The sequence below is a fragment of the Veillonella orientalis genome (assembly GCF_018406505.1).
Lineage (GTDB): Bacteria > Bacillota > Negativicutes > Veillonellales > Veillonellaceae > Veillonella > Veillonella nakazawae.
The window spans coordinates 649,475-673,696 of the sequence record NZ_AP022322.1; the positions used below are offsets into that span (position 1 = coordinate 649,475).

General features: G+C 36.2%; 25 protein-coding genes and 5 tRNA genes. 28 read left to right on the forward strand and 2 right to left on the reverse strand.

Features of this window, described 5'->3' with window-relative positions:
* Positions 1–3: 3 nt before the first annotated feature.
* The 9 genes from trkA to VEIS1202513_RS02935 all read left to right on the forward strand — a co-directional run bounded on the left by trkA (position 4) and on the right by VEIS1202513_RS02935 (position 4,535).
* Positions 4–1,344, forward strand: coding sequence for a Trk system potassium transporter TrkA (trkA, locus tag VEIS1202513_RS02895; RefSeq protein WP_213467789.1), 1,341 nt, complete (start codon positions 4–6; stop codon positions 1,342–1,344).
* Positions 1,345–1,356: 12 nt separating this feature from the next.
* Complete coding sequence (locus VEIS1202513_RS02900; RefSeq protein WP_156719762.1) at positions 1,357–2,844, forward strand: TrkH family potassium uptake protein; 1,488 nt, start codon at positions 1,357–1,359, stop codon at positions 2,842–2,844.
* Between the two features lie 13 nt (positions 2,845–2,857).
* Positions 2,858–3,454: an MBL fold metallo-hydrolase gene (locus VEIS1202513_RS02905; protein WP_213467790.1), complete on the forward strand. Its 597-nt coding sequence runs from the start codon at positions 2,858–2,860 to the stop codon at positions 3,452–3,454.
* A gap of 50 nt (positions 3,455–3,504) precedes the next feature.
* Positions 3,505–3,580 (forward strand) — tRNA-Asp (locus VEIS1202513_RS02910).
* 5 nt (positions 3,581–3,585) lie between these two features.
* Positions 3,586–3,661, forward strand: a tRNA-Phe gene (locus VEIS1202513_RS02915).
* Positions 3,662–3,668: 7 nt separating this feature from the next.
* A tRNA-Gly gene (locus tag VEIS1202513_RS02920) sits at positions 3,669–3,743 on the forward strand.
* 9 nt (positions 3,744–3,752) lie between these two features.
* Positions 3,753–3,827: transfer RNA gene (locus tag VEIS1202513_RS02925), tRNA-Cys, on the forward strand.
* A 14-nt stretch (positions 3,828–3,841) separates the two neighbouring features.
* Positions 3,842–3,930: transfer RNA gene (locus VEIS1202513_RS02930), tRNA-Leu, on the forward strand.
* A gap of 149 nt (positions 3,931–4,079) precedes the next feature.
* Positions 4,080–4,535 carry a 2-thiouracil desulfurase family protein gene (locus VEIS1202513_RS02935; protein ID WP_213467791.1) on the forward strand — a complete coding sequence of 152 codons (456 nt, stop codon included), beginning with the start codon at positions 4,080–4,082 and terminating at the stop codon, positions 4,533–4,535.
* A gap of 109 nt (positions 4,536–4,644) precedes the next feature.
* Here the strand turns inward: VEIS1202513_RS02935 and VEIS1202513_RS02940 are convergent, their stop codons facing one another.
* Positions 4,645–6,477, reverse strand: a complete 1,833-nt coding sequence (locus tag VEIS1202513_RS02940; RefSeq protein WP_156719556.1) for a phosphoethanolamine transferase — start codon at positions 6,475–6,477, stop codon at positions 4,645–4,647.
* A 167-nt stretch (positions 6,478–6,644) separates the two neighbouring features.
* Here VEIS1202513_RS02940 and VEIS1202513_RS02945 point away from each other — a divergent pair, with 167 nt between their 5' ends.
* The 14 genes from VEIS1202513_RS02945 (at position 6,645) to VEIS1202513_RS03010 (ending at position 19,020) form a co-directional block, all read left to right on the forward strand.
* Positions 6,645–7,370 (forward strand): segregation and condensation protein A, encoded by a 726-nt coding sequence (locus VEIS1202513_RS02945; protein WP_213467792.1) that lies wholly within the window; start codon positions 6,645–6,647, stop codon positions 7,368–7,370.
* Positions 7,371–7,382: 12 nt separating this feature from the next.
* Positions 7,383–7,892, forward strand: a complete 510-nt coding sequence (scpB, locus tag VEIS1202513_RS02950) for an SMC-Scp complex subunit ScpB (protein ID WP_213467793.1) — start codon at positions 7,383–7,385, stop codon at positions 7,890–7,892.
* Position 7,893: 1 nt separating this feature from the next.
* Complete coding sequence (locus VEIS1202513_RS02955) at positions 7,894–8,622, forward strand: pseudouridine synthase (RefSeq protein ID WP_105085545.1); 729 nt, start codon at positions 7,894–7,896, stop codon at positions 8,620–8,622.
* Positions 8,619–9,866 carry a BaiN/RdsA family NAD(P)/FAD-dependent oxidoreductase gene (locus VEIS1202513_RS02960; protein ID WP_213467794.1) on the forward strand — a complete coding sequence of 416 codons (1,248 nt, stop codon included), beginning with the start codon at positions 8,619–8,621 and terminating at the stop codon, positions 9,864–9,866. The genes VEIS1202513_RS02955 and VEIS1202513_RS02960 overlap by 4 nt, the downstream gene beginning before the upstream one ends.
* Positions 9,867–9,874: 8 nt before the next feature.
* Positions 9,875–10,549, forward strand: a complete 675-nt coding sequence (cmk, locus tag VEIS1202513_RS02965) for a (d)CMP kinase (protein WP_105094318.1) — start codon at positions 9,875–9,877, stop codon at positions 10,547–10,549.
* Between the two features lies 1 nt (position 10,550).
* Positions 10,551–11,171, forward strand: coding sequence for a lysophospholipid acyltransferase family protein (locus VEIS1202513_RS02970; protein WP_105085548.1), 621 nt, complete (start codon positions 10,551–10,553; stop codon positions 11,169–11,171).
* Positions 11,162–13,060 carry a bifunctional 4-hydroxy-3-methylbut-2-enyl diphosphate reductase/30S ribosomal protein S1 gene (locus tag VEIS1202513_RS02975; RefSeq protein ID WP_105085549.1) on the forward strand — a complete coding sequence of 633 codons (1,899 nt, stop codon included), beginning with the start codon at positions 11,162–11,164 and terminating at the stop codon, positions 13,058–13,060. Before VEIS1202513_RS02970 ends, VEIS1202513_RS02975 begins: the two co-directional genes overlap by 10 nt.
* Positions 13,061–13,173: 113 nt before the next feature.
* Positions 13,174–14,508 carry a ribosome biogenesis GTPase Der gene (gene der / locus VEIS1202513_RS02980; RefSeq protein ID WP_060924659.1) on the forward strand — a complete coding sequence of 445 codons (1,335 nt, stop codon included), beginning with the start codon at positions 13,174–13,176 and terminating at the stop codon, positions 14,506–14,508.
* Positions 14,508–15,104, forward strand: a complete 597-nt coding sequence (plsY, locus tag VEIS1202513_RS02985; protein ID WP_213467795.1) for a glycerol-3-phosphate 1-O-acyltransferase PlsY — start codon at positions 14,508–14,510, stop codon at positions 15,102–15,104. Before der ends, plsY begins: the two co-directional genes overlap by 1 nt.
* A 3-nt stretch (positions 15,105–15,107) precedes the next feature.
* Entirely contained in the window at positions 15,108–16,106 is a 999-nt protein-coding gene (locus VEIS1202513_RS02990) for an NAD(P)H-dependent glycerol-3-phosphate dehydrogenase (protein ID WP_213467796.1), read from the forward strand.
* A 67-nt stretch (positions 16,107–16,173) separates the two neighbouring features.
* Positions 16,174–16,725 carry a 16S rRNA (guanine(966)-N(2))-methyltransferase RsmD gene (gene rsmD, locus VEIS1202513_RS02995; RefSeq protein ID WP_060924657.1) on the forward strand — a complete coding sequence of 184 codons (552 nt, stop codon included), beginning with the start codon at positions 16,174–16,176 and terminating at the stop codon, positions 16,723–16,725.
* Positions 16,726–16,729: 4 nt separating this feature from the next.
* Positions 16,730–17,221, forward strand: a complete 492-nt coding sequence (gene coaD, locus VEIS1202513_RS03000) for a pantetheine-phosphate adenylyltransferase (protein ID WP_024066177.1) — start codon at positions 16,730–16,732, stop codon at positions 17,219–17,221.
* An 11-nt stretch (positions 17,222–17,232) separates the two neighbouring features.
* Positions 17,233–17,700: an ATPase gene (locus VEIS1202513_RS03005; RefSeq protein WP_213467797.1), complete on the forward strand. Its 468-nt coding sequence runs from the start codon at positions 17,233–17,235 to the stop codon at positions 17,698–17,700.
* Positions 17,701–17,901: 201 nt separating this feature from the next.
* The gene (locus VEIS1202513_RS03010; RefSeq protein ID WP_213466934.1) at positions 17,902–19,020 is read left to right on the forward strand and encodes an IS1249 family transposase; all 1,119 of its coding nucleotides are present in this window, start codon (positions 17,902–17,904) and stop codon (positions 19,018–19,020) included.
* Positions 19,021–19,095: 75 nt separating this feature from the next.
* Here the strand turns inward: VEIS1202513_RS03010 and VEIS1202513_RS03015 are convergent, their stop codons facing one another.
* Positions 19,096–20,811: an Rqc2 family fibronectin-binding protein gene (locus tag VEIS1202513_RS03015; protein WP_213467798.1), complete on the reverse strand. Its 1,716-nt coding sequence runs from the start codon at positions 20,809–20,811 to the stop codon at positions 19,096–19,098.
* A 127-nt stretch (positions 20,812–20,938) separates the two neighbouring features.
* Between VEIS1202513_RS03015 and VEIS1202513_RS03020 the strand changes: the two genes are divergently transcribed.
* The 5 genes from VEIS1202513_RS03020 to coaBC are packed head-to-tail and all read left to right on the forward strand — an operon-like array spanning position 20,939 to position 24,209.
* Positions 20,939–21,820 (forward strand): YicC/YloC family endoribonuclease, encoded by an 882-nt coding sequence (locus VEIS1202513_RS03020; RefSeq protein ID WP_213467799.1) that lies wholly within the window; start codon positions 20,939–20,941, stop codon positions 21,818–21,820.
* Between the two features lie 14 nt (positions 21,821–21,834).
* The gene (gene remA, locus VEIS1202513_RS03025) at positions 21,835–22,104 is read left to right on the forward strand and encodes an extracellular matrix/biofilm regulator RemA (protein ID WP_005386753.1); all 270 of its coding nucleotides are present in this window, start codon (positions 21,835–21,837) and stop codon (positions 22,102–22,104) included.
* Positions 22,105–22,112: 8 nt separating this feature from the next.
* Entirely contained in the window at positions 22,113–22,742 is a 630-nt protein-coding gene (gene gmk, locus VEIS1202513_RS03030; protein WP_119206419.1) for a guanylate kinase, read from the forward strand.
* A 4-nt stretch (positions 22,743–22,746) separates the two neighbouring features.
* Positions 22,747–22,962: a DNA-directed RNA polymerase subunit omega gene (gene rpoZ / locus VEIS1202513_RS03035; protein WP_060924653.1), complete on the forward strand. Its 216-nt coding sequence runs from the start codon at positions 22,747–22,749 to the stop codon at positions 22,960–22,962.
* A 53-nt stretch (positions 22,963–23,015) separates the two neighbouring features.
* Complete coding sequence (gene coaBC / locus VEIS1202513_RS03040; RefSeq protein ID WP_213467800.1) at positions 23,016–24,209, forward strand: bifunctional phosphopantothenoylcysteine decarboxylase/phosphopantothenate--cysteine ligase CoaBC; 1,194 nt, start codon at positions 23,016–23,018, stop codon at positions 24,207–24,209.
* Positions 24,210–24,222 lie beyond the last annotated feature (13 nt).

Consider the following 24,222-nt stretch of genomic DNA (forward strand, 5'->3'; position numbering starts at 1 on the left):
GCGATGAAAATTGTCATTGTAGGTGCTGGTAAGGTTGGCTATTCCTTGGCACAACGCTTGATACAAGATAATCATGATGTATATGTAATTGATCGTTCTCCAGAACGTATACAAAATCTTGAAAATACACTAGATGTTAGCCTTGTTCAAGGAAATGGCAGTGATATACAATTGCTCAACGAAATCGGTATGGATGGTGTAGGAATGTTTATTGCTGTTACCGATTCTGATGAAGTAAATATGTTATCTTGTTCTGTAGCTAAAATTACAGGTGTTCCTACAACGATTGCTCGTGTGCGAGATAATACCGTAGCAGAACATATGGATGATGAGATGCGTGCTAAATTAGGGGTCGATTTATTTATCAATCCTGAAATGGTTACGGCTCAAGAGCTTTTACAAATTCTAGAGACTCCATCAGCTATTGATGTAGAAGATTTTGGCCAAGGTACTGTACGCCTTATGGAATTTAAGATTACAGATGATATTCCATTAATAGGTCAACCTTTAAAAGAAATTAAATTCCCTGAAGGTGTTTTACTAGTAGGGGTTTTACGTTATGGTGAAATGATTATTCCCCATGGTGAAAGTATTCTACAAGTTGATGACAGTGTATTCTTCTTAGGCTTAAAAGAGTCTGTTGAAGAAGTGGAAAATCTTTGGTTCCATAATCACACTACATTTTATAAACGGGCTGTTATCATTGGGGCTGGTCTATTAGGTAGAAATCTAACAGTTCTTTTAGAACAAGCTGGATTCTCTGTTAAGGTCATTGAAAAAGATTTTAACCGCTGTGAAAAACTTGCTAATCTTGTGGATAAGTCCATGGTTATCAATGGAGATGCTACAGACTTTGACCTTTTAGAAGCAGAAGAAATTGCAGATAGTGATGTTATAATTGCTGTTACAGATGATGATAAGCTCAACTTGCTCGTTGCTCTTGTAGGCAAGCATATGGGCATACCAAAGACAGTTGTGCGCGTAGGTCGACCTGAATACATTATGCTTATGGAACAAGTGGGGATTGATGTCGTATTCTCGCCACGTTTATTTACAGCGAGTCAAATTTTACGTTTCGTGCGTAGTGGAGAAGGTGTTTTATCTATTTCGACCTTTGAAGGTGGAAAAGCGGAATCTATAGAGGTTGCCATTACAAGTGAATCACCTGTGGCTGGTAAACAATTAAAGGACATCCGTTTACCAGGGAAGGCGTTAGTTGGTGTAATTTTACGTGGTGATGAAGCTATCGTACCACGTGGTAATACTGAAATCTTAGATGGAGATCACATTGTTCTATTTGCGTTACCTGAATCTGTAAGTAAATTACTTAAATATCTTACTTAGTATGGAGGGACTATGCGCATTCAAATTGTCATGTCCTTAGTGGGGCGATTATTATATATCTTTGGGATTTTTACATTAATTCCTTTTATATATGGTATTGTATTTGAAACTGCATATTGGTCGTTTTTGGTTACTACTGGTATTTCATTTGGCTTAGGTGGACTTTTATCCTATTATGGTCATGAAACTCAAAGCTTTAGTCTTCGTGATGGGTTTTTAGTTGTATCAGCTACATGGATATTAACTATTATCTTAGGTTCCTTACCATTTATTCTCAGTGGTATATTAACTAATGTATTTGATGCTCTATTTGAAGCTACATCAGGGATTACAGCAACTGGTGCTACAATTATTAATAGCGTAGATGATTTACCTAAGACATATGTTTTATGGCGTGGACTAATGCACTGGATTGGTGGGATGGGGATTATTGTCCTTATCTTATCGTTCTTAAAGAACTTAGGTGCAGATGCAGCTCATATGTTTAATGCAGAAGCATCGGTACCAAAACCTGGTGTTGTTATGCCCCGTATTCAATCAATGGCCTCTAAACTTTGGCGTTTATATGTTGCTTTTACCGCCATTTGTTTCGTTATGCTATGGGCTGGTGGTATAGAGCCTTTTGATGCATTAAATTATGCATTTTCCATTATTGCTACAGGTGGTTTTGCACCTACATCTGCAGGTACATTTATTTATGAACAAAGCAACTATATCTGTTTTGTATTTATATTTTTCATGATACTTGCTGGTGGTAATTTTGCAGTATATTATAATGCACTGCAAAGAGGCATTCGTGTTTTGATTGATGATTTTGAAACACGTATGTATTGGCTAGTTATTTTTATTGGAATTGCTATAATATCAATTTCGATGGCAGTACAATCAAATATTAATGATCCAATTCAAATCTTTAGAGATGTTTCCTTTAATTATGTATCGATTCAAACTGGTAGTGGATTTGCTGTAAGCGATTATGATTTATGGCCAGCCGCGGCACAGATGATGTTATTTATTTCATCATTTTTTGGTGGTTGTAGTGGTTCTACAACAGGGGGCGTAAAAATTATTCGCCTCATTATTCTAATTAAGAGCAGCATTATTTATTTAAGAAAATCAATTCATCCTGAGATGGTACAAGTCGTGCGCATTAATGGTAAACCGATGCCTACTAAATGGATACAGATGGCACAGCAATTTTTATTTTTATATTTAATGATTTACGTTATATCTGTTTTCCTTATGACTTGTTCTGGAATGTCTACTTATGATGCGATGCAAATTATAACAGCTTTTCTTAGTAATGTAGGCATTGGATTTGGTGGTTTTGGGCCTACAGATGCCTTTGGTAGTATGTCTGATGGTGCTAAATGCGTAGCAATGGCAGACATGTTATTAGGCCGTTTGGAATTATTTACAATTCTTGTTATGCTTCATCCTCAATTTTGGGAAGGGTATTTTATAAAAAAACAATCTACTAAACGGTATCGTATCCTATAGGAGGGCGAATAATATGAATATTATAAAACGCCCTCTAGGGCTTTATAAAGCAAATTGTTATGTATTAATTAAAGATGGAAAATCTCTTATTATTGATCCCGGGTTTCATAGTAAGCATATAATTGAAATGGTAGGAGATTCTGAGCCTATAGCAGTATTATTAACACATGGTCATTGTGATCATGTATCGGCTCTTGATGAGGTTTGTGAGTATTATAATATTCCTGCTTATTTACATCCTTTGGATCAAGAGTTATTACAACTAATCCGACGTAGACCTAGTGTATATAAAAAGAAGATGTACACGAATTGTAAAGATTTAGTGGCTGGTAAATTAGAAGTAGGGCCTTTTAAAATAATCGTACATCATACACCAGGCCATAGTGCTGGCTCAGTTTGTTTGGAGATTGGTGGACATCTTTTTTCTGGAGATACTTTATTCAAACAAAATGTAGGAAATACCGACAACTATAAGAGTAATCCCCATGATTTAATCATTAGTTTGAAGCATATATTAACGTTGTCAAAGAATTTAATCGTCGAACCAGGACATAAAGAATCTACAACATTAAAAGATGAAGAAGAATTCATCAAAAATATTGTAGGATAGTGTTGACAAAAGTCCTGATAACCGATATACTAAGCAAGTACTTTGGATACGGCCCCGTGGTGTAGCGGTTAACATGTCGCCCTGTCACGGCGAAGATCGTCAGTTCAAATCTGATCGGGGTCGCCATTCATGCCTCGGTAGCTCAGTTGGTAGAGCAACGGACTGAAAATCCGTGTGTCGACAGTTCGATTCTGTCCTGAGGCACCATGTACATGCGGGAATAGCTCAGCGGTAGAGCACCGCCTTGCCAAGGCGGGGGTCGCGAGTTCGAATCTCGTTTCCCGCTCCAATTTTATATGGCGGCATAGCCAAGCGGTAAGGCAGAGGTCTGCAAAACCTTTATTCCCCAGTTCGATTCTGGGTGCCGCCTCCACAATCGTTACCCATGCCGGGGTGGCGGAACAGGCAGACGCAACGGACTTAAAATCCGTCGGTTGGAAACAACCGTACCGGTTCGATTCCGGTCCTCGGCACCAATTAAGACTAACTTCGGTTAGTCTTTTTTCTTATGTAAATCTAAATTTTAAATGTGTATAATTTAAAATATGTATAATTTAAAATATGAGAGTGCGTTTGTTATTAGAATGGCATATTTCAAATACGATTATCTATGTTTAGTAAAGTTATGAATAATAAAGCAAAATTATTAATTAGTGAATGTCTATGTGGCGTATCCTGTCGTTATGATGGAAAAGATAATCTTATAGAACAGTTACCACTGTTAAAGGATACTTTTGATCTGGTATCCGTATGTCCAGAAGTATTAGGTGGACTTAGCACACCTCGTGATCCTGCGGAACGACAAGGTAAACGTGTATGTACGGCTAATGGAACTGATGTAACCACAGAATTTTATAAAGGGGCTCAAATTGCATTGCATATAGCAATGCAACAGGGATGTAAGCAGGCTCTAATGAAAGCAAAAAGTCCTAGTTGCGGTTATAAGCGTATTTATGATGGTACCTTTAGTAAAACCCTGCGAGAGGGGCACGGATGTACTGTAGAGGCCTTATTAATGAATAATATAGAGGTTTATACGGAAGAAGATATTGACCTATTAATGGAACAAAAAAAGAGATGAGTTTTTAACTCATCTCTTTTTTTCGTGTTAGTGAAACCTAAACTACATTAAAGCTAAACTACATTATACTAACATAATAAAATTTTTATATTACTAGAAATGTTAAAGTTTATTTTCCTGCGTTTACAGGATCATTAGTTAATGGTTGTTCCCCTAGTAAGGTAGTTAGGTTATGTAAATTGAATCGATACTTACCATTACTAAAGTCTCTTGTTACATCATACCGTTGATTAGGTGCGTGCATAAGACCAATCAATGTGTCATATAGTAAATCATTTGTAAAGTATTGATGTTCGTGTTTAGAGAGTTCTTCTGCTGTTTGAGGATACTCAGCACGATATTGAGGTGATAAATATATCCAGAATGGAATATGAGTCATAACAAAGTCAAATGTATCTGGATTATGGGATTTATCCAAGCTTTCACCGTGGTCAGAGAAATACACCATGGCTTGCAAGTTTAATTTTTCCTTACCATAAGTATAAATCTGTTGTAATAACCAGTCTGTATATAATTGGCTATTAGCATATGCTTCTTGGCCATCTGGATATGGACCTTGTTTCCATTTACTAAATTCATGTGGATAACGGTCATTGTAGTAAATATGACTACCCATGATATGAATGACGATGAAGTTATTTTTACTTGGATCAACAGACTGTAATAATGGTAAGAGTGATTCATCATAGCGATCAGAGAAAGCATATGATTCATGTGACCATTTAGTGGTATCTGCTGTTTTAGCCATTAATGAAATAGCTGTATCATATTCGCCAAATACACCTTGGTTACTAAACCAAGAAGTAGTATATCCTGCTTTTTTAGCAACATCTAAAATATTTGCAGAATCGAGGAACGGTTTATCATCATATTGATTACGTTCAGATAGAGCACGTTCGAGGGTAGGTACTGTTTGTACATACGATGAATATGCATTATCAAAGAAGACAAAATCTTTATTATCTGCACGCATAGTACCTTGCCATGGCGTATCATCATAAGGGAAGTTTGGATTATATACCTTCATATAATCACGAGAACTAGATTCACCGATGACTAATATGATAGTACCTGGTGTTTTATTCGCTGAGGTTTCCTTTGTATCCAAATTGAAGGAATCGAATACTAAATGATGGTTATCATTATATTGTTGCATTTGTTTTACATAGTCGCCAGCTGCAATCCAGTTTGCTACAATACATGTTTTCGGGAATAAGAAGAATGGTACGTATACTAAGAATGCTACTATGGATGCAATGAGCAATGTGGAGCGCATAGGTCGTGTAGTATTTAAGTTTACTACCGCTTTCATTCCTAGATTAGACCAATAGAGCAGATAGGTCCATATTACAAGGCCAATACCAACAGCGATAAGACCAGGAATACCAGCAGCATTTTTTAAGAAACCAAATGCTTCTTCAGGATTTGTCATATATACTGCTAGTAAACTAGCTGGCGTTAAACAATGCCATGTAGTTAGATAGTATCCTATTTGTAAGAATGGGATAAGGCTCAATATCATGGTAATAATTGCCATGATTAATGATGTAGTTTTATGGAGACGATTCGTTTGGTTCAGTAAAAATTGAATTCCCGATAACCCCATAAAGATTAATAAGCCAAATAAAAAGTCATTAGCAAATTCATAAAAATATAAAGGTTTTACATAGGACCAGTGGAACAGAAGTGGGAATGTAAGGGCCCAAAGAATACCGACTAAGCCATATCCCAAAAATGGTCTATGAAAAACAGTACATCCCATAAAATATTGAAATAAAAAAGTACCTACAATTGTTGGTACTGCTAAAATCGTTATATCTTCAACATCTAGACCTAGTGTAATAGGTTCATAGATGAAAAATAGAGCTATATATAAAGCAATACCAATGATACCAAAGCGAAAGATGGGGTTTCTCCCAATTTGCTTTAAACTAGATGACATAATAAATCCCCTCTTGAAGGAATACACAATAAATTTATTTCTATAATATATAATAATTACTATAATAAAGATAGCAGATGACTGTAAAAAAAACAATTATTTGAAAGTACTACTATAAATGCTTTATAATTATATAGTTAAAGTATATTTTCTAAGGATTGGGGTTTATGGGAGATTATAATTATAAGTTGGATGTCTTTGAAGGTCCTTTGGACTTGCTTTTGCATCTTATTGAAAAACATAAAATAGAAATCACCGATATTCCTATCGTTGAAATTACGAGTCAATACTTGGAATATTTAGATAATTGGAATCACTTTGATATTCATTATAGTAGTGAGTTTCTTGTAATGGCTTCTACTTTGTTACAAATTAAATCGCGTATGCTATTACCTAAAGCTGACCCTGAGCCAGAAGATGCTGAAGATCCACGTGATGAATTGGTAGCTAAATTAGTAGAGTTTAAAAAAATCAAAGATTTTACAGCTATACTGATGGAACGTACGGCTGTATCCGCTAATATATTTAGTAGACCTGAAGAAACAAGCGTACTTGGGTTAGATAATGTATATAATTTAGAACTTTCCCGATTATATGAGATTTTTTATCAGACTATAAAACGCGCTAAGGAATTAACTGAAGAGGAGCCTATTCGCGAGGTCAAGGTTGAAAAAGACAGTTATAGTCTAGAGGATATGATTTTGTCTTTATCTAGTCGAGTACGACGTGGTGAAAGTTTATATTTTAGGGAGTTATTAATAGCAATTGAAACAAAAAGTGGTATGGTAACAATCTTTATGGCTGTTTTAGAATTGTTGAAGCAACAAGTTATGGAAATGCGCTATGAAGAGAATGATATTATATTCACTGCAGCCTTAGAAGGTACCGTATAGAAAGGGGGCTATATGAGCTTACCAACAATGCATTTAGAGGCCGTGTTATTCTCATCGGCAAAACCTATATCAATAGAAATGCTTGAAGAAGTATTTGAACTTTCAACAGAGGAAGTACAAGATTATATAGATACATTACAACGGGAACTAGATGAGCAAAATCGCGGCATCCGTTTGAGAGTATCTGGAGCAGGTATTGAGTTAGTTAGTGCCATGGAAAGTGCTGACTATGTAGGTCATATCCGTAAGAGAGAAGATAAATTATCTAATGCAGCGATGGAAACATTAGCTGTCATAGCCTATAAACAACCTATAACTAAAGCTGAAATTGAAGAAATCCGCGGTGTAAATAGTGATAAGATTATTAAACAATTACTCACTCGATCTCTTATTGCGGAACTAGGTCATAAAGATACTGTAGGAAGACCTATTCTTTACGGAACAACTGACGAGTTTTTAAGGAGTGCTGGCGTAGAATCTATTGAAGCTTTACATCAAGAAGTTTCAGAAACAGAAGGATAATATGGAACGATTACAAAAATTTATTGCTAGTTGTGGTGTTGCATCACGACGCAAGGCAGAAGAATTGATTACAGAAGGAAAAGTTCAGGTCAATGGTCGTAGAATCACTGAATTAGGTGTGAAAATTGATCCTCAAAAGGATAAAGTTAAGGTTAATGGTCAATTATTAGCCCAAGAGAAACCAGTTTATTACTTATTAAATAAACCAAAGGGAGTTATTACATCTGTGTCTGACCCTCAAGGTCGTGAAACTGTTTTAGATTATATTAAAAATGAATCAAAACGAATCTATCCAATAGGTCGCCTTGACTTATATACAGAAGGCTTATTGTTGTTGACAAATGATGGTGAGTTGGCGCAAAACTTAACTCATCCGTCTAAGGGCGTAGAAAAAACATATGAAGTGCGTATTAAGGGCCGTGTTCGTGATGAAGATTTACAGGTTATTGCCAATGGTGTTGAACTGGAAGATGGTATAACAGCTCCTGCAACAATTGTAGATCTCGGTTTTGATGATCATAATGGTGTTCATGAAGTAGAAATTACAATCCATGAAGGTCGTAATCGACAGGTTCGTCGTATGTTTGAACACTTTGGGTACCGTATTCATAACTTAAAACGAATTGCCTATGCGGGGCTTACCTTAGGTGGTGTTAAACGTGGTGGTTCTCGTCAGCTTACAATTCGTGAAGTAAAAGCCCTAAAAGCGTTAGGAGCAGGTAAGGAATGAAACAAATTGTAGTCATTGGCGGTGGTGCAGCAGGTCTTATGGCAGCTGTTATAGCTGGTCGTGAAGGGGCACGTGTCATCTTACTAGAAAAAATGAATATGGTTGGTAAGAAGATGGGCATTACAGGTAAAGGTCGCTGTAATATTACAAATAGTGCAGATATGGCCGAGTTCATTAAAAATACGCCTGGTAATGGTAAGTTCCTATATGGCGCTTATGAACGCTTTAGTAATGAAGACTTGCTTGAATTATTACATAGTTGGGGCTTAAAAACTAAGGTTGAACGAGGGGGACGTGTATTCCCAGAATCTGATTCTGCTTTAGAAGTACGCAATATATTCATGAAAATCCTTAAAAAATATAAAGTACAAGTTCATTTAAATGAACCTGTTACATCTATTACTGTTGAGGATAGTCGTGTTGAAGGAGTTACAACAGATAAGGAACAATATGCTTGTGATGCCGCTATCATCTGTACAGGTGGTGCCTCTTATCCGTTAACTGGTTCTACTGGTGATGGATATGCTTTAGCTAAAAAAGTTGGTCATACCATTACAGATATAAGACCATCATTGGTACCAATTGTAACAGGGGAATCTTGGGTAAAAGATATTATGGGGCTTAGTCTTCGTAATGTTGAGGTATCCGTTATTTCTAAAAATAAGGTACAAGCGAAACAATTTGGGGAAATGATGTTCACTCATTTCGGTCTTACGGGTCCTACAATCTTGTCTTTAAGTCATACAGTAGGCAAATTGTTGCGTAAGAAAAATCCACAAATCACTATTGAAATAAATCTGAAGCCTGCATTAACTGCAGAAGTTTTAGATAAACGCTTACAGAAGGATTTTGATTTATATTCAAAAAAACAATTAGCTAATGGGATGAAAGATTTGTTACCTGTCAATCTGATTCCGATTGTGATAAACCTTGCTGAATTAGATCCAAGCAAACCAATTAATCAAATCACAAAAGAAGAACGTATGCGTTTATGTCATGTATTACAACATATGACATTAACTGTAAAGGAGTTACGCCCTGTAGCAGAAGCAATTGTTACAGCCGGTGGTATTTCGTTAAAAGAGTTTAGTCCCAAAACCATGGAGTCTAAATTGGTAAAAGGCTTATATGGTGCTGGTGAGGTTCTGGATATTGATGCCTTTACGGGCGGCTATAATTTACAAGCTGCGTTTTCTACTGGTTATGTGGCGGCTATGCATGCTGTACATGGTGATGAAGAATAGAGGTTATTATGAATACAAAAAAAATTGCCATTGCTATTGATGGTCCTGCAGGGGCTGGTAAAAGTAGTATTTCAAAAGTAGTGGCCAATGAATTGGGTTATTTATATATCGATACAGGCGCTATGTATCGAGGTGTAACATGGGCGGTTCTCGATAGCCATGTTGATGTGAAAAATCAAAAAGATGTAGAATCATTGCTCCCTTCATTAGATTTAACATTAGAGCCTACTGCAAATGCTTGTAAAGTATTTGTAAAAGGTCAAGACGTGACAGATCTAATTCGACAACAACAAATCAATGAGAATGTATCAACTATTGCCTCTTATAAAGGTGTTCGTGAATACTTAGTTGAACGACAACAAGCTATGGCTGCTGTTGGTGGTGTTATTTTAGATGGTCGTGATATAGGTTCTGTTGTACTACCAAAGGCTGAGTTGAAGATATATTTAACAGCATCTGTAGATGCACGAGCAAAACGTAGATGGCTTGAAGTTCAAGGTACTTCTAATGAACAATCATTAGAAGATATCAAAAATAATGTTGAAAGTCGCGATGAAATGGATAAAAATCGCGATGAATCTCCACTGGTGTGCGTTGAGGATGCTATTGTTGTTGATTCTAGTAACATGACGTTTGATGAAACAGTGGAACATATATTACATCTAGTACAGGAGCGAATCTAAGATGAATAAATTTTCTACATGGCTTTGGCGTACTGCCTTTTGGTTGCGCTATAAAGTCGGCTATGGACTAAAGGTATATGGGCGTGATAATTTTCCTATGGAAGGTCCCGTTATTGTTGTACCAAATCATTTAAGTAACAATGATCCACCTATCTGCGGCTATGCATTACCTAGACATGTACATTTTATGGCGAAACAGGAGTTATTTGTGAATCCCATTTCTCGATTTTTCTGTACATGGCTTGGTGCGTTTCCACTAAATCGCGGTGCTATCGACAAGGTAGCTATACGTCATGCATTAGGATTATTGAAAGACAATAAGGTGCTAGGGATATTTGCTGAAGGAAACCGTCAAAAGAGCGGTAAGCTTGGAAGATTTCATGATGGCGCAGCATCAATTGCATTGCGTACAGGCATTGGTATAACACCAGTTGCTATTATTGGATCTCATAATATGAAGAAAAATCAAGTGGCTTGTATTATTGGTAAACAAGTTCCTGTAAATAAAGCTAAACCAACACCTGAAGCAATCAAAGAGGTTAATGACCGCGTTAAAGGTGAAATTCAACGCATGATAGATTCGTATCATGAAAATCGTATAGAGGAGACTTTATGGAAATAATTTTGGCTGAAAACCATGGCTTTTGTTATGGTGTTAAGCGAGCCGTTGAAATGGCTAATGAAGCTGCCGATGGTAAGGGTAAAAGTTATACATTAGGTCCTATCATTCATAATCCTCAAGTTGTAGGTCGCCTTGAAAGTAAAGGTGTAAGTCCTATTCAAGAGGTAGCAGATATTGACGAAGGGACAATGATTATTCGATCTCATGGTGTAGGCCCTGCTATTTATGCAGAAGCTGAAGAAAAGGGATTACATATTTTAGATGCTACATGTCCTCATGTAAAAAAAGCGCAACAAGATGCTAAGTCTGTCATAGAAGATGGAATGACTTTGGTGATTTTGGGCGAAAAAAACCATCCTGAGGTAAAAAGTATCAATTTATGGGCAAATAACAAAGGAATAATCATCGAAGATGAAGAATCCGCCCAAAAACTACAAATTGTGGAAAAAATGGGTGTTGTTGTACAAACAACCTTTTCACAATTCAAATTTAACAGTATAATAGAGATATTAGAGAAAAAATCTAAGAATCTTAAGGTTTTCAAAACGATATGCAATGCAACGCAAGAACGACAGAACTCTGCCGTTGACTTAGCACGTAATGTAGATCTTATGATAGTGATAGGCGGTAAGAATAGCGGAAACACAAACCGATTGGCAGAGGTTTGTCGTGACGTTGGATGTACAACTTATCACATTGAAACTTCTACTGAATTACAACTGGAATGGTTTAACCGAGTACAGACGGTAGGAGTTACAGCAGGAGCATCGACTCCCGACTGGATTATTAAGGAGGTCATTGAGACAATGAAAGATTTTGCAGAATTATTAGCAGCAGAAGGTCAAGAAGAATTTAAGAAAGGGAACGTTGTAGAAGGTACAGTAGTTCAAGTTGAAGATGAACGCGCTTATGTATCTTTTGGCTACAAAACTGAAGCCATTTTGAACAGAACTGAAATTTCTTATCCAGCACCAGAATCTGCCAAAGATGTGTTGAAAAATGGTGATGAAATTAAAGCAGTTATCATGAACCACATCAAAGAAGATAATCCTATTTATCTTTCCATGACTCGCTTGGCTAAAGATGAAGATTGGCAATATGTTATCGAAGCACAAGAAAAAGATGAAGCTATCGTATGTAAAGGTATTGATGCTATCCCAGCAGGTTTGGTAGTAACAGTTAAATCCCTTCGTGGTTTCATTCCATTGTCCCAAGGTGATGTTCATTTCGTAAAATCCTTGGACAACTTGGTTGGTACAGAATTCGAAGCTAAAGTACTTGAAATCGACGAAAAGAAAAACCGTTTGGTTCTTTCCCGTCGTGCAGTATTGGAAGTAGAACGTCAAGCTAAATTAGCTGAAGCATTGAAAAACATCAACGTTGGCGACAACTATAAAGGTATTGTTCGTAAAATCATGCCTTATGGTGCTTTCGTAGATATCGGTGGTATTGAAGGTTTACTTCACATTTCCGACATTTCTTGGCAAAAAATCAAAAAAGTGGAAGATGTTCTTTCCGTTGGTCAAGAAATCGAAGTTAAATTACAATCCTTCGACGCTGAAAGCAACAAATTATCCTTGTCCTTAAAAGCTTTGACTAAGAGCCCATGGGACGTAGCTGAAGAAACATTGCATGTTGGCGATGTTATTAACGGCAAAGTTGTTCGTTTGGTAGCTTACGGTGCATTCGTAGCTGTTAACGATGACATTCAAGGTTTACTTCACATTTCTCAAATTACAAAACAACGTAATGCGAAAGTTGAAGATTACTTAAACCGCGGTCAAGAAGTAGAAGTTAAAATCATTTCTCTAAACAAAGACGAAAAGAAATTGGGTTTGGCTTTAACTGAATTGATGGAAGCAAAAGAAACTGCAGAAGACGCTGAATAATTCATTGTCTAATATAAGGCTAACCAAGGTTTCCTTGGTTAGCCTTTTTGCGTACTTTACGTAGAATATGATAAAATATAGTAATGTATTAGATTAGATAATGAGGTGAAACCATGGCAAAACCATTAGTGGCTGTTGTAGGTCGTCCAAATGTAGGGAAATCTACACTTTTTAATGCCATTGTTAATAAACGAATCTCTATTGTTGAAGATATTCCTGGTGTAACACGGGATCGTATTTACTTTGACGCAGAGTGGTTAAATCGTGAATTTACAATGATAGATACAGGTGGTATCGAATTCATAACAGATAATAGTCATGTTATTCCTAAGATGATGCGTTTACAAGCTGAATTAGCAATTGAAGAAGCAGATGTAATTTTATTTGTTGTTGATGGTAAACAAGGGATTGTTCCTGCTGATGAAGAAGTTGCAAATATATTACGTGCTAGCGGCAAACCTGTAGTTTTAGTTGTTAATAAAATTGACAGTGTTAATCAAGAACCTAATATTTATGAATTCTATAATCTTGGCTTAGGTGATCCAATTGGTATTTCTGCTAAGAATTTAATGAATTTAGGTGACTTGCTAGACGATACAGTTAAACATTTCCCTCCAGTTGGTACAAATGTTGATGATGAAGATACTATTCACGTAGCGGTTATTGGCCGTCCTAATGTAGGTAAATCTTCTTTGACTAATGCATTATTAGGGCAAGACCGCGTAATCGTATCTGATGTAGCAGGGACAACACGTGATTCCATCGATACATATTGGACCCATGGAGATCAAAAATTTGTCCTTATCGATACTGCAGGCATGCGACGTAAATCTAAAATCGAAGAAGCTGTTGAACGATATAGTATTGTGCGTTCTTTACGCTCTGTAGACCGTTCGGATATTGTTGTTCTTGTGCTTGATGCTCAAGATGGTGTTACAGAACAAGATAAGAAAATTGCTGGTTATGCCTATGAAGCAGGCAAGGGTGTAATTATTGTTGTAAACAAATGGGATCTTGTTGAAAAAGATGATAAAACAACTCTGCGCTTTACTGAAGATATTTATGATGAATTAGGGTTCTTACAGTTTGCGCCGATTTTATTTGCATCTGCATTGACTAAGCAACGTATTCATCGCTTAGCTGATATGTTGAAATTCGTTTCTGAACAACAGTATCGCCGTGTATCTACAGGTACATTAAATCAATTATTGCAAGATGCTCAAACAGTAAATCCTGTACCATCTCGTAATGGCAGAATTCCAAAGATTTACTATATGACACAAGCAAGTGTTAAACCACCTACATTTATTTTGTTTGTAAATGAACCAGAGTTAATTCACTTCTCGTATATGCGTTTCTTGGAAAATAGATTACGTGAGTCCTTTGGCTTTGAAGGAACACCAATTCGTTTAGTGTTGCGTGGTAAGAAACGGGATGATGAAGACTAATGGATATTATGGTTATCGTATATGCTATATTGGCATATCTTATTGGTTCAATTCCTAGTGGTTTAATTATCGGTAAAACCTTCTTTAATACAGATGTCCGCCAATATGGTTCTAAAAATATAGGTGCCACTAACACATATCGCGTTATAGGTCTCAAAGCTGCATTACCTGTATTTCTCTGTGATGCCTTAAAAGGCGCGGCTGGGGTAGTATTATTATCCTCTTATGGACCTATGTATATGATCTTAGGTGGTATTCTTGCTATGATGGGCCATAACTGGTCTATATTCTTAGGCTTTAAAGGTGGTCGTGGCGTAGCTACAGGACTAGGTGTATTAATTGCTTTGTCACCATTAGTTGCTTTGATTGCCTTCTTGGTATGGGGCGTTATTGTCTATTTCACTAAGCTCGTATCACTAGGATCAATTATAGCTGCCGCTTTGGTACCAATCTTAATGTATTTTATAGGCGAATCTTATTGGTTCGTTGGCTTTGGCGCTTTGGCTGCTTTATTTGTCATTGTTCGCCATTGGGATAATATCAAACGTTTACTTGCAGGTAATGAGTTAAAAGTAGAACGTATCAAAAAGGATTAATATATGAATGTTGTTGTTGTCGGCTCTGGTAGCTGGGGTACTGCTCTTGCTATTAAATCCGTATTAGCTGGAAATACCACAACTTTATATTGTCGTCGCCCAGAATTTGCAGATCAATTAGCTAAAGATTTGGAGAATAAAGAGTATTTACCTGGCGTAACATTACCAAATGAATTAGTATATAGTTCAGATCTTGCTACCTGTATTAAAGGGGCTGATATCATTCTCATGGTTACGCCATCTGTACATGTACGTACTAGTTTAGAGTCTATTAAGCCATATGCTCATAAAGAACAATCGTATATACTTTGTTCAAAAGGTGTAGAGCGTACTACTGGTAAATTGCTGACTACAGTTATGAGAGAGGTTCTAGGAACAGTTGGATGTAATCTCGCTGTTTTATCTGGCCCAAATCACGCGGAGGAAATTGGACGCGATTTACCGGCTGCATCTGTTTTAAGTACAGAAGATCTTGATGTGGCTACGATGCTACAGAAAGCATTATGTAGTCAAAACTTTAGAATTTATGCAAATACTGATATTACTGGTGTTGAGTTAGCAGGGGCTACAAAGAATATTATTGCTCTCGCTGCTGGTATTGTAGACGGTCTAAAGTTAGGGGATAACTGTAAAGCATTGCTCTTAACACGTGGGTTGCATGAGATGACCCGCTTTGGTGTAGCCTTAGGGGCACAAAAAGAAACCTATGCTGGCCTTGCTGGTATGGGAGATTTGATTGCCACATGTATGAGTCCCCATGGTCGCAACCGGGCTGCTGGACAAAAATTAGCAGATGGTAAAACAATGGACTATATTATTAATCATACGAATATGGTTGTAGAAGGTTTCTTTGCTACTGACATTATTTATAAAATGGCTTGTGAACATCATATTGAAATGCCAATAACAAAGGCATTGTATGAAGTTTTATATGAGGAAAAATCTCCTGCTTTGGCATTAGCAGAATTGATGGGACGAGATATTAAAATTGAAGTATCATAAATAAAAGATACTTTTAATTTGGTTATTTATATACTATAATTAATGAGTATAATCTTGTGAGGGTTGTATGCGAATTATTGGCGGAACTGCAAAGGGACATACTATAAAAGCACCTAAAGGGGTAGATACTAGACCTACACTTGATCGTGTTCGTGAAAGTGTGTTTAATGTATTATCTAATAGAGGTATATTTGGTACTCATGTATTAGATATATTTTCAGGTACAGGTGCAGTAGCTATTGAAGCCTTAAGTCGTGGTGCAGCACATGCAGTAGCGGTAGACTTTAAAACAGGAAAATTGATTTTGGAGAATGCCAAACATTGTCATGTGGAAGATCGGTTAGAAATCATTCCGAGGAAACTTTCACAATTAAAAAACTATATAATGGGACGACAGTTCGATTATATTTTTTCTGATCCACCATATGAAAATGGATTTATACAAGAGACCATAGATATGGTTGTAGACTGTGATTTATTAAAGCCCGAAGGTGTTTTACTACTAGAGCACCATAAGGACGAGGCATTTACCTTGCCTGAATCATGGAAATGTATAAAAGAACAGAAATTTGGTTATACCATGGTTTCCTATTTTGTAAACACAGCTGAAAGGAGCTAAACCTGTGCGTATAGGTGTGTGTCCGGGTAGTTTTGACCCAGTAACAAATGGACATGTTGATATTTTTGAACGAGGCAGTCGATTAGTTGATAAATTAATCATTGCTGTCAGCTCTAACCCAAATAAAAATTCCTTATTTACCATGGAAGAACGGGTTGAGATGATTCAAAATTCTGTCAAACATATTCCTAATGTTGAAATTGATTGTACAGGTGGTCTACTTAACCAGTATGTTAAATCTAAGAATGCCACAATAATCATTCGAGGATTGCGAGCTTTAAGTGACTTTGAATATGAATTTCAACGTGCGTTGTTTGCAAAATATTTGGATGATGATATTGAAACTGTATTTATTATGACAAATAACAAATACTCTTTCGTCAGCTCCACAGGTATTCGTGAACTTGCAAAATTTGGCGGTAAGCTAGATGGTTTAGTTCCGGATGATGTTAAGGAAAAACTTGAAGAACGCTTTAATACGGTCCATAATAAATAGGGGTGAAATGTATGAAAACAGAAAAATTATTAGAAGATTTAGAGGTTCTTATTGAATCTAGCAGCCGTATTCCTATGACTACAAAACGTATGGTTGAGGAAGACGAAATTATGCGTATTATTGATTCTATTCAAGAGTCTTTACCATTGGAACTTGAAGAGTCTCGTCGTATTGTAGCCGATAAAGATAAAGTGCTAGCTGATGCTCAACGTCAAGCTGAAACTTTGATTGATCAAGCTAAAGACTACATTGCTAAATTAACTGCTGAAAGTGAACTAGTTAAACAAGCTCAAGAACAAGCTAATCAAATTATCAGTGCAGCTAACCAATCCTCTGAGGAATTGAAATCCAGCTCTATTCAATATGCTGGTGATGTTCTTAAATATGTGGAAAACAATTTAGAAAAAACATTGGAAAGCTTACGTCAAAATCGTGAAAGTTTGAAACAAACTGAACAACGTACAGAAGAAAACCAATAATAGGGTTATAGGACAAAAAGTGTTGCTGTTAATGCCGATGGAGGTAGTTAAATACTGGCTCTATCGGCATTTTATCTTTTTGAGTAACTTTTACATATAGGACAAAAAGTGTTGCTAAAAAGTCTGAACTCCCTTGATTTTACTGACTCAAATAAGGTTTTATCTTTCTAGAAAGATATATTTTTTAGAAGGAGTATAATTATGAAACTAGTCAGATGCCCTAGTTGTGGTTTCATTTGTAAGAAAAATGGTAGAACAAATGCGGGTTCTCAACGTTGGTATTGTAATCAATGTTCTTGCTCATTCACAAATAAAGTGAATAAAACTAACAATAATTTACAGATGTTTTTGGATTGGTTATTTGGTAAACACACACAGTTAGATATGGCTGGTGATGGACGTTCATTTCGGAGAAAAACATCACAGTTTTGGGAACTTTGGCCATTACCACCAAAAGTTGAATCATCAAGTAGCGTAGTATTTGTTGATGGTATTTATTTAGCTAGAAATGCTTGCATTTTAATCTGTTGTAATGAGACGCATGTCTTAGGCTGGTATGTTTGTAGATATGAACATTCTAAGGCTTGGGAGGCTTTATTACGACGTATTTCACCACCTACAGTAGTTGTATCCGATGGTGGTACCGGCTTTCAAAAGGCATTAAAAAAAGTTTGGCCGAAGGCCAAACTACAAAGATGCTTATTTCACGCATTTCAACAAGTAAAACGCTATACAACAATACGTCCTAAAACGATTGCTGGCCGTGAATTATATGGAATTGCAAGGGATTTATTAACGATACACACACAAGATCATGCCGTAAAGTGGGTACAAAACGTTATGTCATGGAAAGTACGACATAGAGTATTTCTATCAGAAATGACCGTTGACGAAAATGGTACGATACGACCTAAACACGAACGACTCATAAAAGCAGAAAATTCCTTAATTAAATTAATCAATAAAAGATGTTTGTTTACTTACTTAGATACATCATTAACATGTACCTGTCCGGCTACTAATAATCGTATAGAAGGTGGCGTAAATGCTCAGTTACGCGCTATGTTACGTAATCATAGAGGAATGTCTATTGAAAGACGAATAAAAGCGGTGTTCTGGTGGTGCTATATGCACTCACCGAACCCGCTTTCTAATGCAGAAATACTTAAGGTTATGCCGACCAACAAGAGTATTTCTGATATATATCATACCATACATGAACAATCTAGGTTAGAAGCCTCTATTCCAACTTGGGGTGATGCTATTGTTTGGAGCGATTTGCATAATTATGATCGCCTATTTACCAATCTTTGGGACTGAAATAGCAACACTTTTTGTCCTATAACCCCAATAATATTATAAGAAAAGAAGCGAAGGATTTCCTTCGCTTCTTTTTTATTCATTATAATTATCAGGCTTTTTAGGTTCTACGATCATTGTTTGGTGAGTATTAAAAATAACAAAACCAAGTGGAGACCCAGGTGGCTTTTTGATATTTTTAATGTATGTATAATCTACAGGTACTTTGCTAGTTTCACGTGCCTTACTAAAGTAGGCTGCGTATTGAGCAACTTTAGATAGAATCATATCATCAGGCTCTACATTAAGTCTTAATATGAGATGGGAACCTTGAATGTCTTGTGTATGGAACCAAATATCTGTTGGTTTCGCAAATCGATGAGTCAAATATTCATTTTGTTGATTGTTACGGCCAATAAATATTTCACCTTCATCGATGGTTAAATGAATGTAATTTGATTTACCTAATTTATATGATAATGGCTTCTTCGATTTTTTGATAATGCCTGCATCCATACATTCTTTACGAATTTCTTCTAAGCTTTCACGGGTAGTGGCTAATGAAATACTATATAAAATTGATTTGAGATATTCAAGTTTTGTAGTACTAGCATTAAGTTGATATTCACCACTGACCATACGATTTTTTAATTTAGTATAGAGCTTATAATACCATTGACCGTTTTCTACAATTGTAAGATTTGGCTTTAGAGGAATTGTTAATAATTCTCCATCTTCAGAAAGAAGATTTGGTAATTGGATAGAAGGTTCATATTGAACTTGTAAGTGAGCATTAATCATTAAGATATCACCATATAGTTTATATGTATCCATTTTATTGGTGTCATCTAATTCATCTTTAATCTTTTGATGACGAACTTCTTCTTTTTTTATGGCTGCTGTTAAGATCTTTTCTAGTTCTTTATCTGCAGTGTGAATGGATTTTGTATTATGAATCGATTCTTCTAAGGCTTCTGAAATCGTACTATATTCTTTAAGTACTTTATAATTTTGTAGGATAAAAGTGGCGTGTGCTTTTTTATTATTATCATTAATTAAAGTAAGCAAACCATTACTTTCATTGAGCTTAATTTTTAACTCATATAACGCCTTAGCTAAGGCATCAACTTGCGTGGGAATTAAGTCACTTATGATCTCATTACAGCTAAGATTTGAAGTCAATAATACTTCATCCAACAAAGGTTTACCAAAACCGTTAAAGATGGCACGTATAGATTGTTGTACAGTGCCATCACCGAAGGAGGTAAGTAAATTTTTGATTTCATCATAATCAAAATCCATTAAACTTACACGATTAGCATTAGGTGGTAATTCGTAGTGTAGTTTAGGACTTATAGAACGTTCACGATTCATTAAAGGTGATACGTGAATTAATGATTCTAAAATCACTCCATCTTGCACAAAAATACAGTTTGAATATTTGCCCATTAATTCTACATAAATAAATGTGCTCGTAATAGAACCATCCATTTCAAGCTTATCCGTTTGGATACACATGATTCGGTCACCATTGATTTGTTCAACCTTTACAATACGGCTTCCTTCAATATGTTTGCGAAGAAACATACATAGAGAACTAGGTTCTTTTGGTAAATCTTGAATAGGTTTACTGAGATACATCGCAGGGGTTGCACCAACAGTGATGACCAAGCTTTGATCTTCGTTAAGTGCACGAATTTTAAATAGTAATGTAGTTTTATCTATTTGATATAATTTTTGTATTTGACCTGTTTGTAATCGCGCATTTAGTTCTTTAGCGAGAACAGACATGGTAAGTCCGTCTAAATTCATAGTACTCCTTTCAATTCTATTTAGAAGTATAGTTTAGTATAACATAATGCACATATAATTCTTAGTATTTAAACACGGAATGTATAATTCGTGGTACAATAATAAAAACTGCTAAGGAGGATATCATATGAAAAGTATGACCGGTTTTGGTTCTGGTACGGCAACCAAAGATGGCATTACCTGTACGGTAGAAATTAAGTCTGTAAATGCACGATTCTTGGATTTATTTATACGTAGTCCAAAGCAAATAAACCCTTTTGAAAGTATTATTCGTGGATTAGTACAAGATCGAATTACCCGTGGTAAAGTTGAAGTATCTGTTTCTATTCAGGATGCAGGGGAAAGACCTAAAACTTTTACTATAAATAGTGTATTGAGAAAGCAGATACAAGAATTGCTTGTTCAAGAAGAGTTTTATGATGACCCTAAAAAAGTGCCTTTACAAGCGGTCAATTCCATTTCTAATGAATGGATACAACAACAAGACACTCCGATTGCAGAAGATGTGCTTTCAAAAATAGTACAAGAATCTACAAATCAAGCACTAGATGCCTTAATAACAATGCGTACTGTAGAAGGTAAACATATTGAACAAGATTTATTGTCTCGTATCACTACTTTAGAAAATATAATCAAGAGTATTGATGAGAATAAGGCCGGCGCTGTAGATGCGTATCGTGAGCATATAAAGGTAAAAATTCAAGAATATTTAGTGTCTTTAGAAGCGAGTATAAGTGAAGATCGTTTTTTGCAGGAAATTGCTTTATTGGCTGATAAGACTGATATTACGGAAGAGATTGTCCGATTTACCTCACATGTGGTACAATTAAAAAACACACTTGTAGATGAGAATTCAATCGGTCGTAAGGTGGATTTTATTTTGCAAGAAATGAATCGTGAAGTGAATACAATTGGTTCCAAAGCTATGGATTCAAGTATTACAGAGTTTGTGGTTCAGCTAAAATGTGAGTTAGAGAAAATTAGAGAACAAGTACAGAATGTAGAGTAATAGGAGGTCCATAAATGAGTATTCAGTTATTGAATATAGGCTTTGGTAATATGGTATCTGCTAACCGTGTTATGGCTATTATTAGTCCCGAATCTGCACCGATAAAACGTATGGTTCAAGATGCGCGTGACAAGGGCCTACTCATTGATGCTACATATGGTCGTAAGACTCGTGCTGTATTAGTTATGGATAGCGGTCAAATTGTATTATCTGCAATTCAACCAGAAACCGTAGCACATCGACTTGTGCAATATGATGTAGACGAAGATACAGTAGAATCATAGGAGTACATATGTCAGACAGAGGATTATTAATCGTTATATCCGGGCCATCTGGCGCAGGTAAAGGTACGATTTGTGCGAATATTCGAAAAGAAATGCCTAATTTAGTATATTCCGTTTCCATGACCACACGGGCACCTCGTGTTGGTGAAGTGGAAGGGGTTAATTACTTCTTTCGCTCGAAAGAAGAGTTTGAAACTCTATTAAGTGAAGATGCATTTTTAGAATATGCAAAGGTATATGATAATTACTACGGTACACCGAAGCAACATGTGATGGATTTATTGGATGATGGTAAAAGTGTACTGTTAGAAATTGATATTCAAGGTGCTATGCAAGTTAAAGAACGTTTTAGTGATGCTGTATTTATCTATATAGTACCACCGTCATTAACTGAGTTATCTGAGCGCTTACATAATCGTGGTACAGATGCGAAAGAAGTTATTGATAAACGGTTGTCATTAGCTTGTTCTGAATTGGCATTAGCCCATCGATATGACTATATAGTTGTAAATGATGATCTCGGAGAGGCATCTGAGAAGGTTGCATCTATCTTACGAGCTGAATCCTGTAAGATTAGTCGCAATAAAGAGCAAATTCAATTTATTTATAAACAGTATCAAGAGTCTAAGGAGAAGTGATAGTATGATGGTAAAACCTCCATTGAAAAAATTGGAAAATCAAGTAGATAGTAAATATACTTTGGTAACATTAGCAGCTAAACGTGCTCGTGAACTAACAGATGGCGAACCATGCTTAGCTGAATCTACACATGCAACTGACAAGCCTGTATCCTTGGCATTTTATGAAATTGCCGAAGGTGAAGTGACTTATAAACGCACTAAAGAAGGCATTAAATAAGAACAAAAATTCCTTGTATCATTGATACAAGGAATTTTTAAAAGGAGAAGAAAATGCGAGGAAAACATATCATTGTCGCTGTATCTGCAGGTATTGCTGCGTATAAGGCAATTGAAGTAGTGAGCAGGCTACGTAAAAAAGGTGCTGAAGTAAAGGTTGTTATGACTCAAAATTCCACTCATATAGCTTCACCTCTTACATTTGGTGAAATTAGTGGTCACCCTGTAGCTATCGACATGTTTGAACAAGTACATCAATGGGATGTGGAGCATATTGCATTAGCTACATGGGCAGATGCATATGTGGTTGTTCCAGCTACGGCAAATGTAATTGGTAAAATATATGCCGGTATTGCAGATGATATGCTAACAACAACAATAATGGCTACTAAGGCTCCAAAATATCTTTGTCCTGCTATGAATACAGAAATGTATAACAATCCGATTACTCAACGTAATTTGGAAGGTTTGCGTTCTCTTGGCTACCATATTATGGAACCTGCGGAAGGATGGCTTGCTTGTGGGGTTACCGGTGTTGGGCGTTTACCAGAGCCTGAAGCTATTGTAGATTGGCTTGAATCACAGATGTGCAAATCTAATGAACTTGAAGGTATTACAGTGCTTGTTACAGCCGGTGGTACACAAGAGAATATCGATCCTGTTCGTTATATTGGTAATCGGTCTAGTGGAAAGATGGGGTATGCTATTGCTGAGCAAGCAGCCCGGATGGGGGCTAACGTTATTTTGGTCAGTGCACCCACATCTTTAGCCGTACCTAGTGGAGTAGATTTTGTTCCTGTTGACTCTGCTTTATCTATGCAACATGCTGTTGAATCTCGATATGATGAGGTAGATGTTGTTATTATGGCGGCTGCTGTATCTGATTTTAGAGTCCTTCACAAGGCAGAACAAAAAATAAAGAAAATGGAGTCCATGACTTTAGAACTTGTTAAAAATCCAGATATTCTACAAGGTTTAGGTGCTAAAAAGAATCATCAAATTCTTGTAGGTTTTGCAGCAGAAACTGAGCATGTTATTAAATACGGTCAAGATAAGGTTACTAGAAAAAATTTAGATATGCTTGTAGCAAACGATGTTAGTAAATCTAATGCAGGCTTTAATGTAGATACAAATGAAGGATACTTCTTATATCCTCATAAAGATCCTAAAGAAATGCCTAATATGAAAAAATCTGAATTGGCCCATAATATTATGAAAGAAGTTGTAGAATTGGTAAAAAATAAATAACACCATACATGAG

Coding starts and splice junctions, on each gene's coding strand:
- VEIS1202513_RS03020 (WP_213467799.1), top strand. CDS start 20,939: ATGAAAAGTATGACCGGTTTTGGTTCTGGTACGGCAACCAAAGATGGC.
- VEIS1202513_RS02955 (WP_105085545.1), top strand. CDS start 7,894: ATGGAACGATTACAAAAATTTATTGCTAGTTGTGGTGTTGCATCACGA.
- der (WP_060924659.1), top strand. CDS start 13,174: ATGGCAAAACCATTAGTGGCTGTTGTAGGTCGTCCAAATGTAGGGAAA.
- rsmD (WP_060924657.1), top strand. CDS start 16,174: ATGCGAATTATTGGCGGAACTGCAAAGGGACATACTATAAAAGCACCT.
- VEIS1202513_RS02940 (WP_156719556.1), bottom strand. CDS start 6,477: ATGTCATCTAGTTTAAAGCAAATTGGGAGAAACCCCATCTTTCGCTTT.
- VEIS1202513_RS03005 (WP_213467797.1), top strand. CDS start 17,233: ATGAAAACAGAAAAATTATTAGAAGATTTAGAGGTTCTTATTGAATCT.
- trkA (WP_213467789.1), top strand. CDS start 4: ATGAAAATTGTCATTGTAGGTGCTGGTAAGGTTGGCTATTCCTTGGCA.
- plsY (WP_213467795.1), top strand. CDS start 14,508: ATGGATATTATGGTTATCGTATATGCTATATTGGCATATCTTATTGGT.
- VEIS1202513_RS02960 (WP_213467794.1), top strand. CDS start 8,619: ATGAAACAAATTGTAGTCATTGGCGGTGGTGCAGCAGGTCTTATGGCA.
- gmk (WP_119206419.1), top strand. CDS start 22,113: ATGTCAGACAGAGGATTATTAATCGTTATATCCGGGCCATCTGGCGCA.
- VEIS1202513_RS02900 (WP_156719762.1), top strand. CDS start 1,357: ATGCGCATTCAAATTGTCATGTCCTTAGTGGGGCGATTATTATATATC.
- VEIS1202513_RS02945 (WP_213467792.1), top strand. CDS start 6,645: ATGGGAGATTATAATTATAAGTTGGATGTCTTTGAAGGTCCTTTGGAC.
- VEIS1202513_RS02935 (WP_213467791.1), top strand. CDS start 4,080: ATGAATAATAAAGCAAAATTATTAATTAGTGAATGTCTATGTGGCGTA.
- VEIS1202513_RS03015 (WP_213467798.1), bottom strand. CDS start 20,811: ATGAATTTAGACGGACTTACCATGTCTGTTCTCGCTAAAGAACTAAAT.
- VEIS1202513_RS02975 (WP_105085549.1), top strand. CDS start 11,162: ATGGAAATAATTTTGGCTGAAAACCATGGCTTTTGTTATGGTGTTAAG.
- coaBC (WP_213467800.1), top strand. CDS start 23,016: ATGCGAGGAAAACATATCATTGTCGCTGTATCTGCAGGTATTGCTGCG.
- rpoZ (WP_060924653.1), top strand. CDS start 22,747: ATGATGGTAAAACCTCCATTGAAAAAATTGGAAAATCAAGTAGATAGT.
- VEIS1202513_RS03010 (WP_213466934.1), top strand. CDS start 17,902: ATGAAACTAGTCAGATGCCCTAGTTGTGGTTTCATTTGTAAGAAAAAT.
- VEIS1202513_RS02905 (WP_213467790.1), top strand. CDS start 2,858: ATGAATATTATAAAACGCCCTCTAGGGCTTTATAAAGCAAATTGTTAT.
- scpB (WP_213467793.1), top strand. CDS start 7,383: ATGAGCTTACCAACAATGCATTTAGAGGCCGTGTTATTCTCATCGGCA.
- VEIS1202513_RS02990 (WP_213467796.1), top strand. CDS start 15,108: ATGAATGTTGTTGTTGTCGGCTCTGGTAGCTGGGGTACTGCTCTTGCT.
- remA (WP_005386753.1), top strand. CDS start 21,835: ATGAGTATTCAGTTATTGAATATAGGCTTTGGTAATATGGTATCTGCT.
- VEIS1202513_RS02970 (WP_105085548.1), top strand. CDS start 10,551: ATGAATAAATTTTCTACATGGCTTTGGCGTACTGCCTTTTGGTTGCGC.
- cmk (WP_105094318.1), top strand. CDS start 9,875: ATGAATACAAAAAAAATTGCCATTGCTATTGATGGTCCTGCAGGGGCT.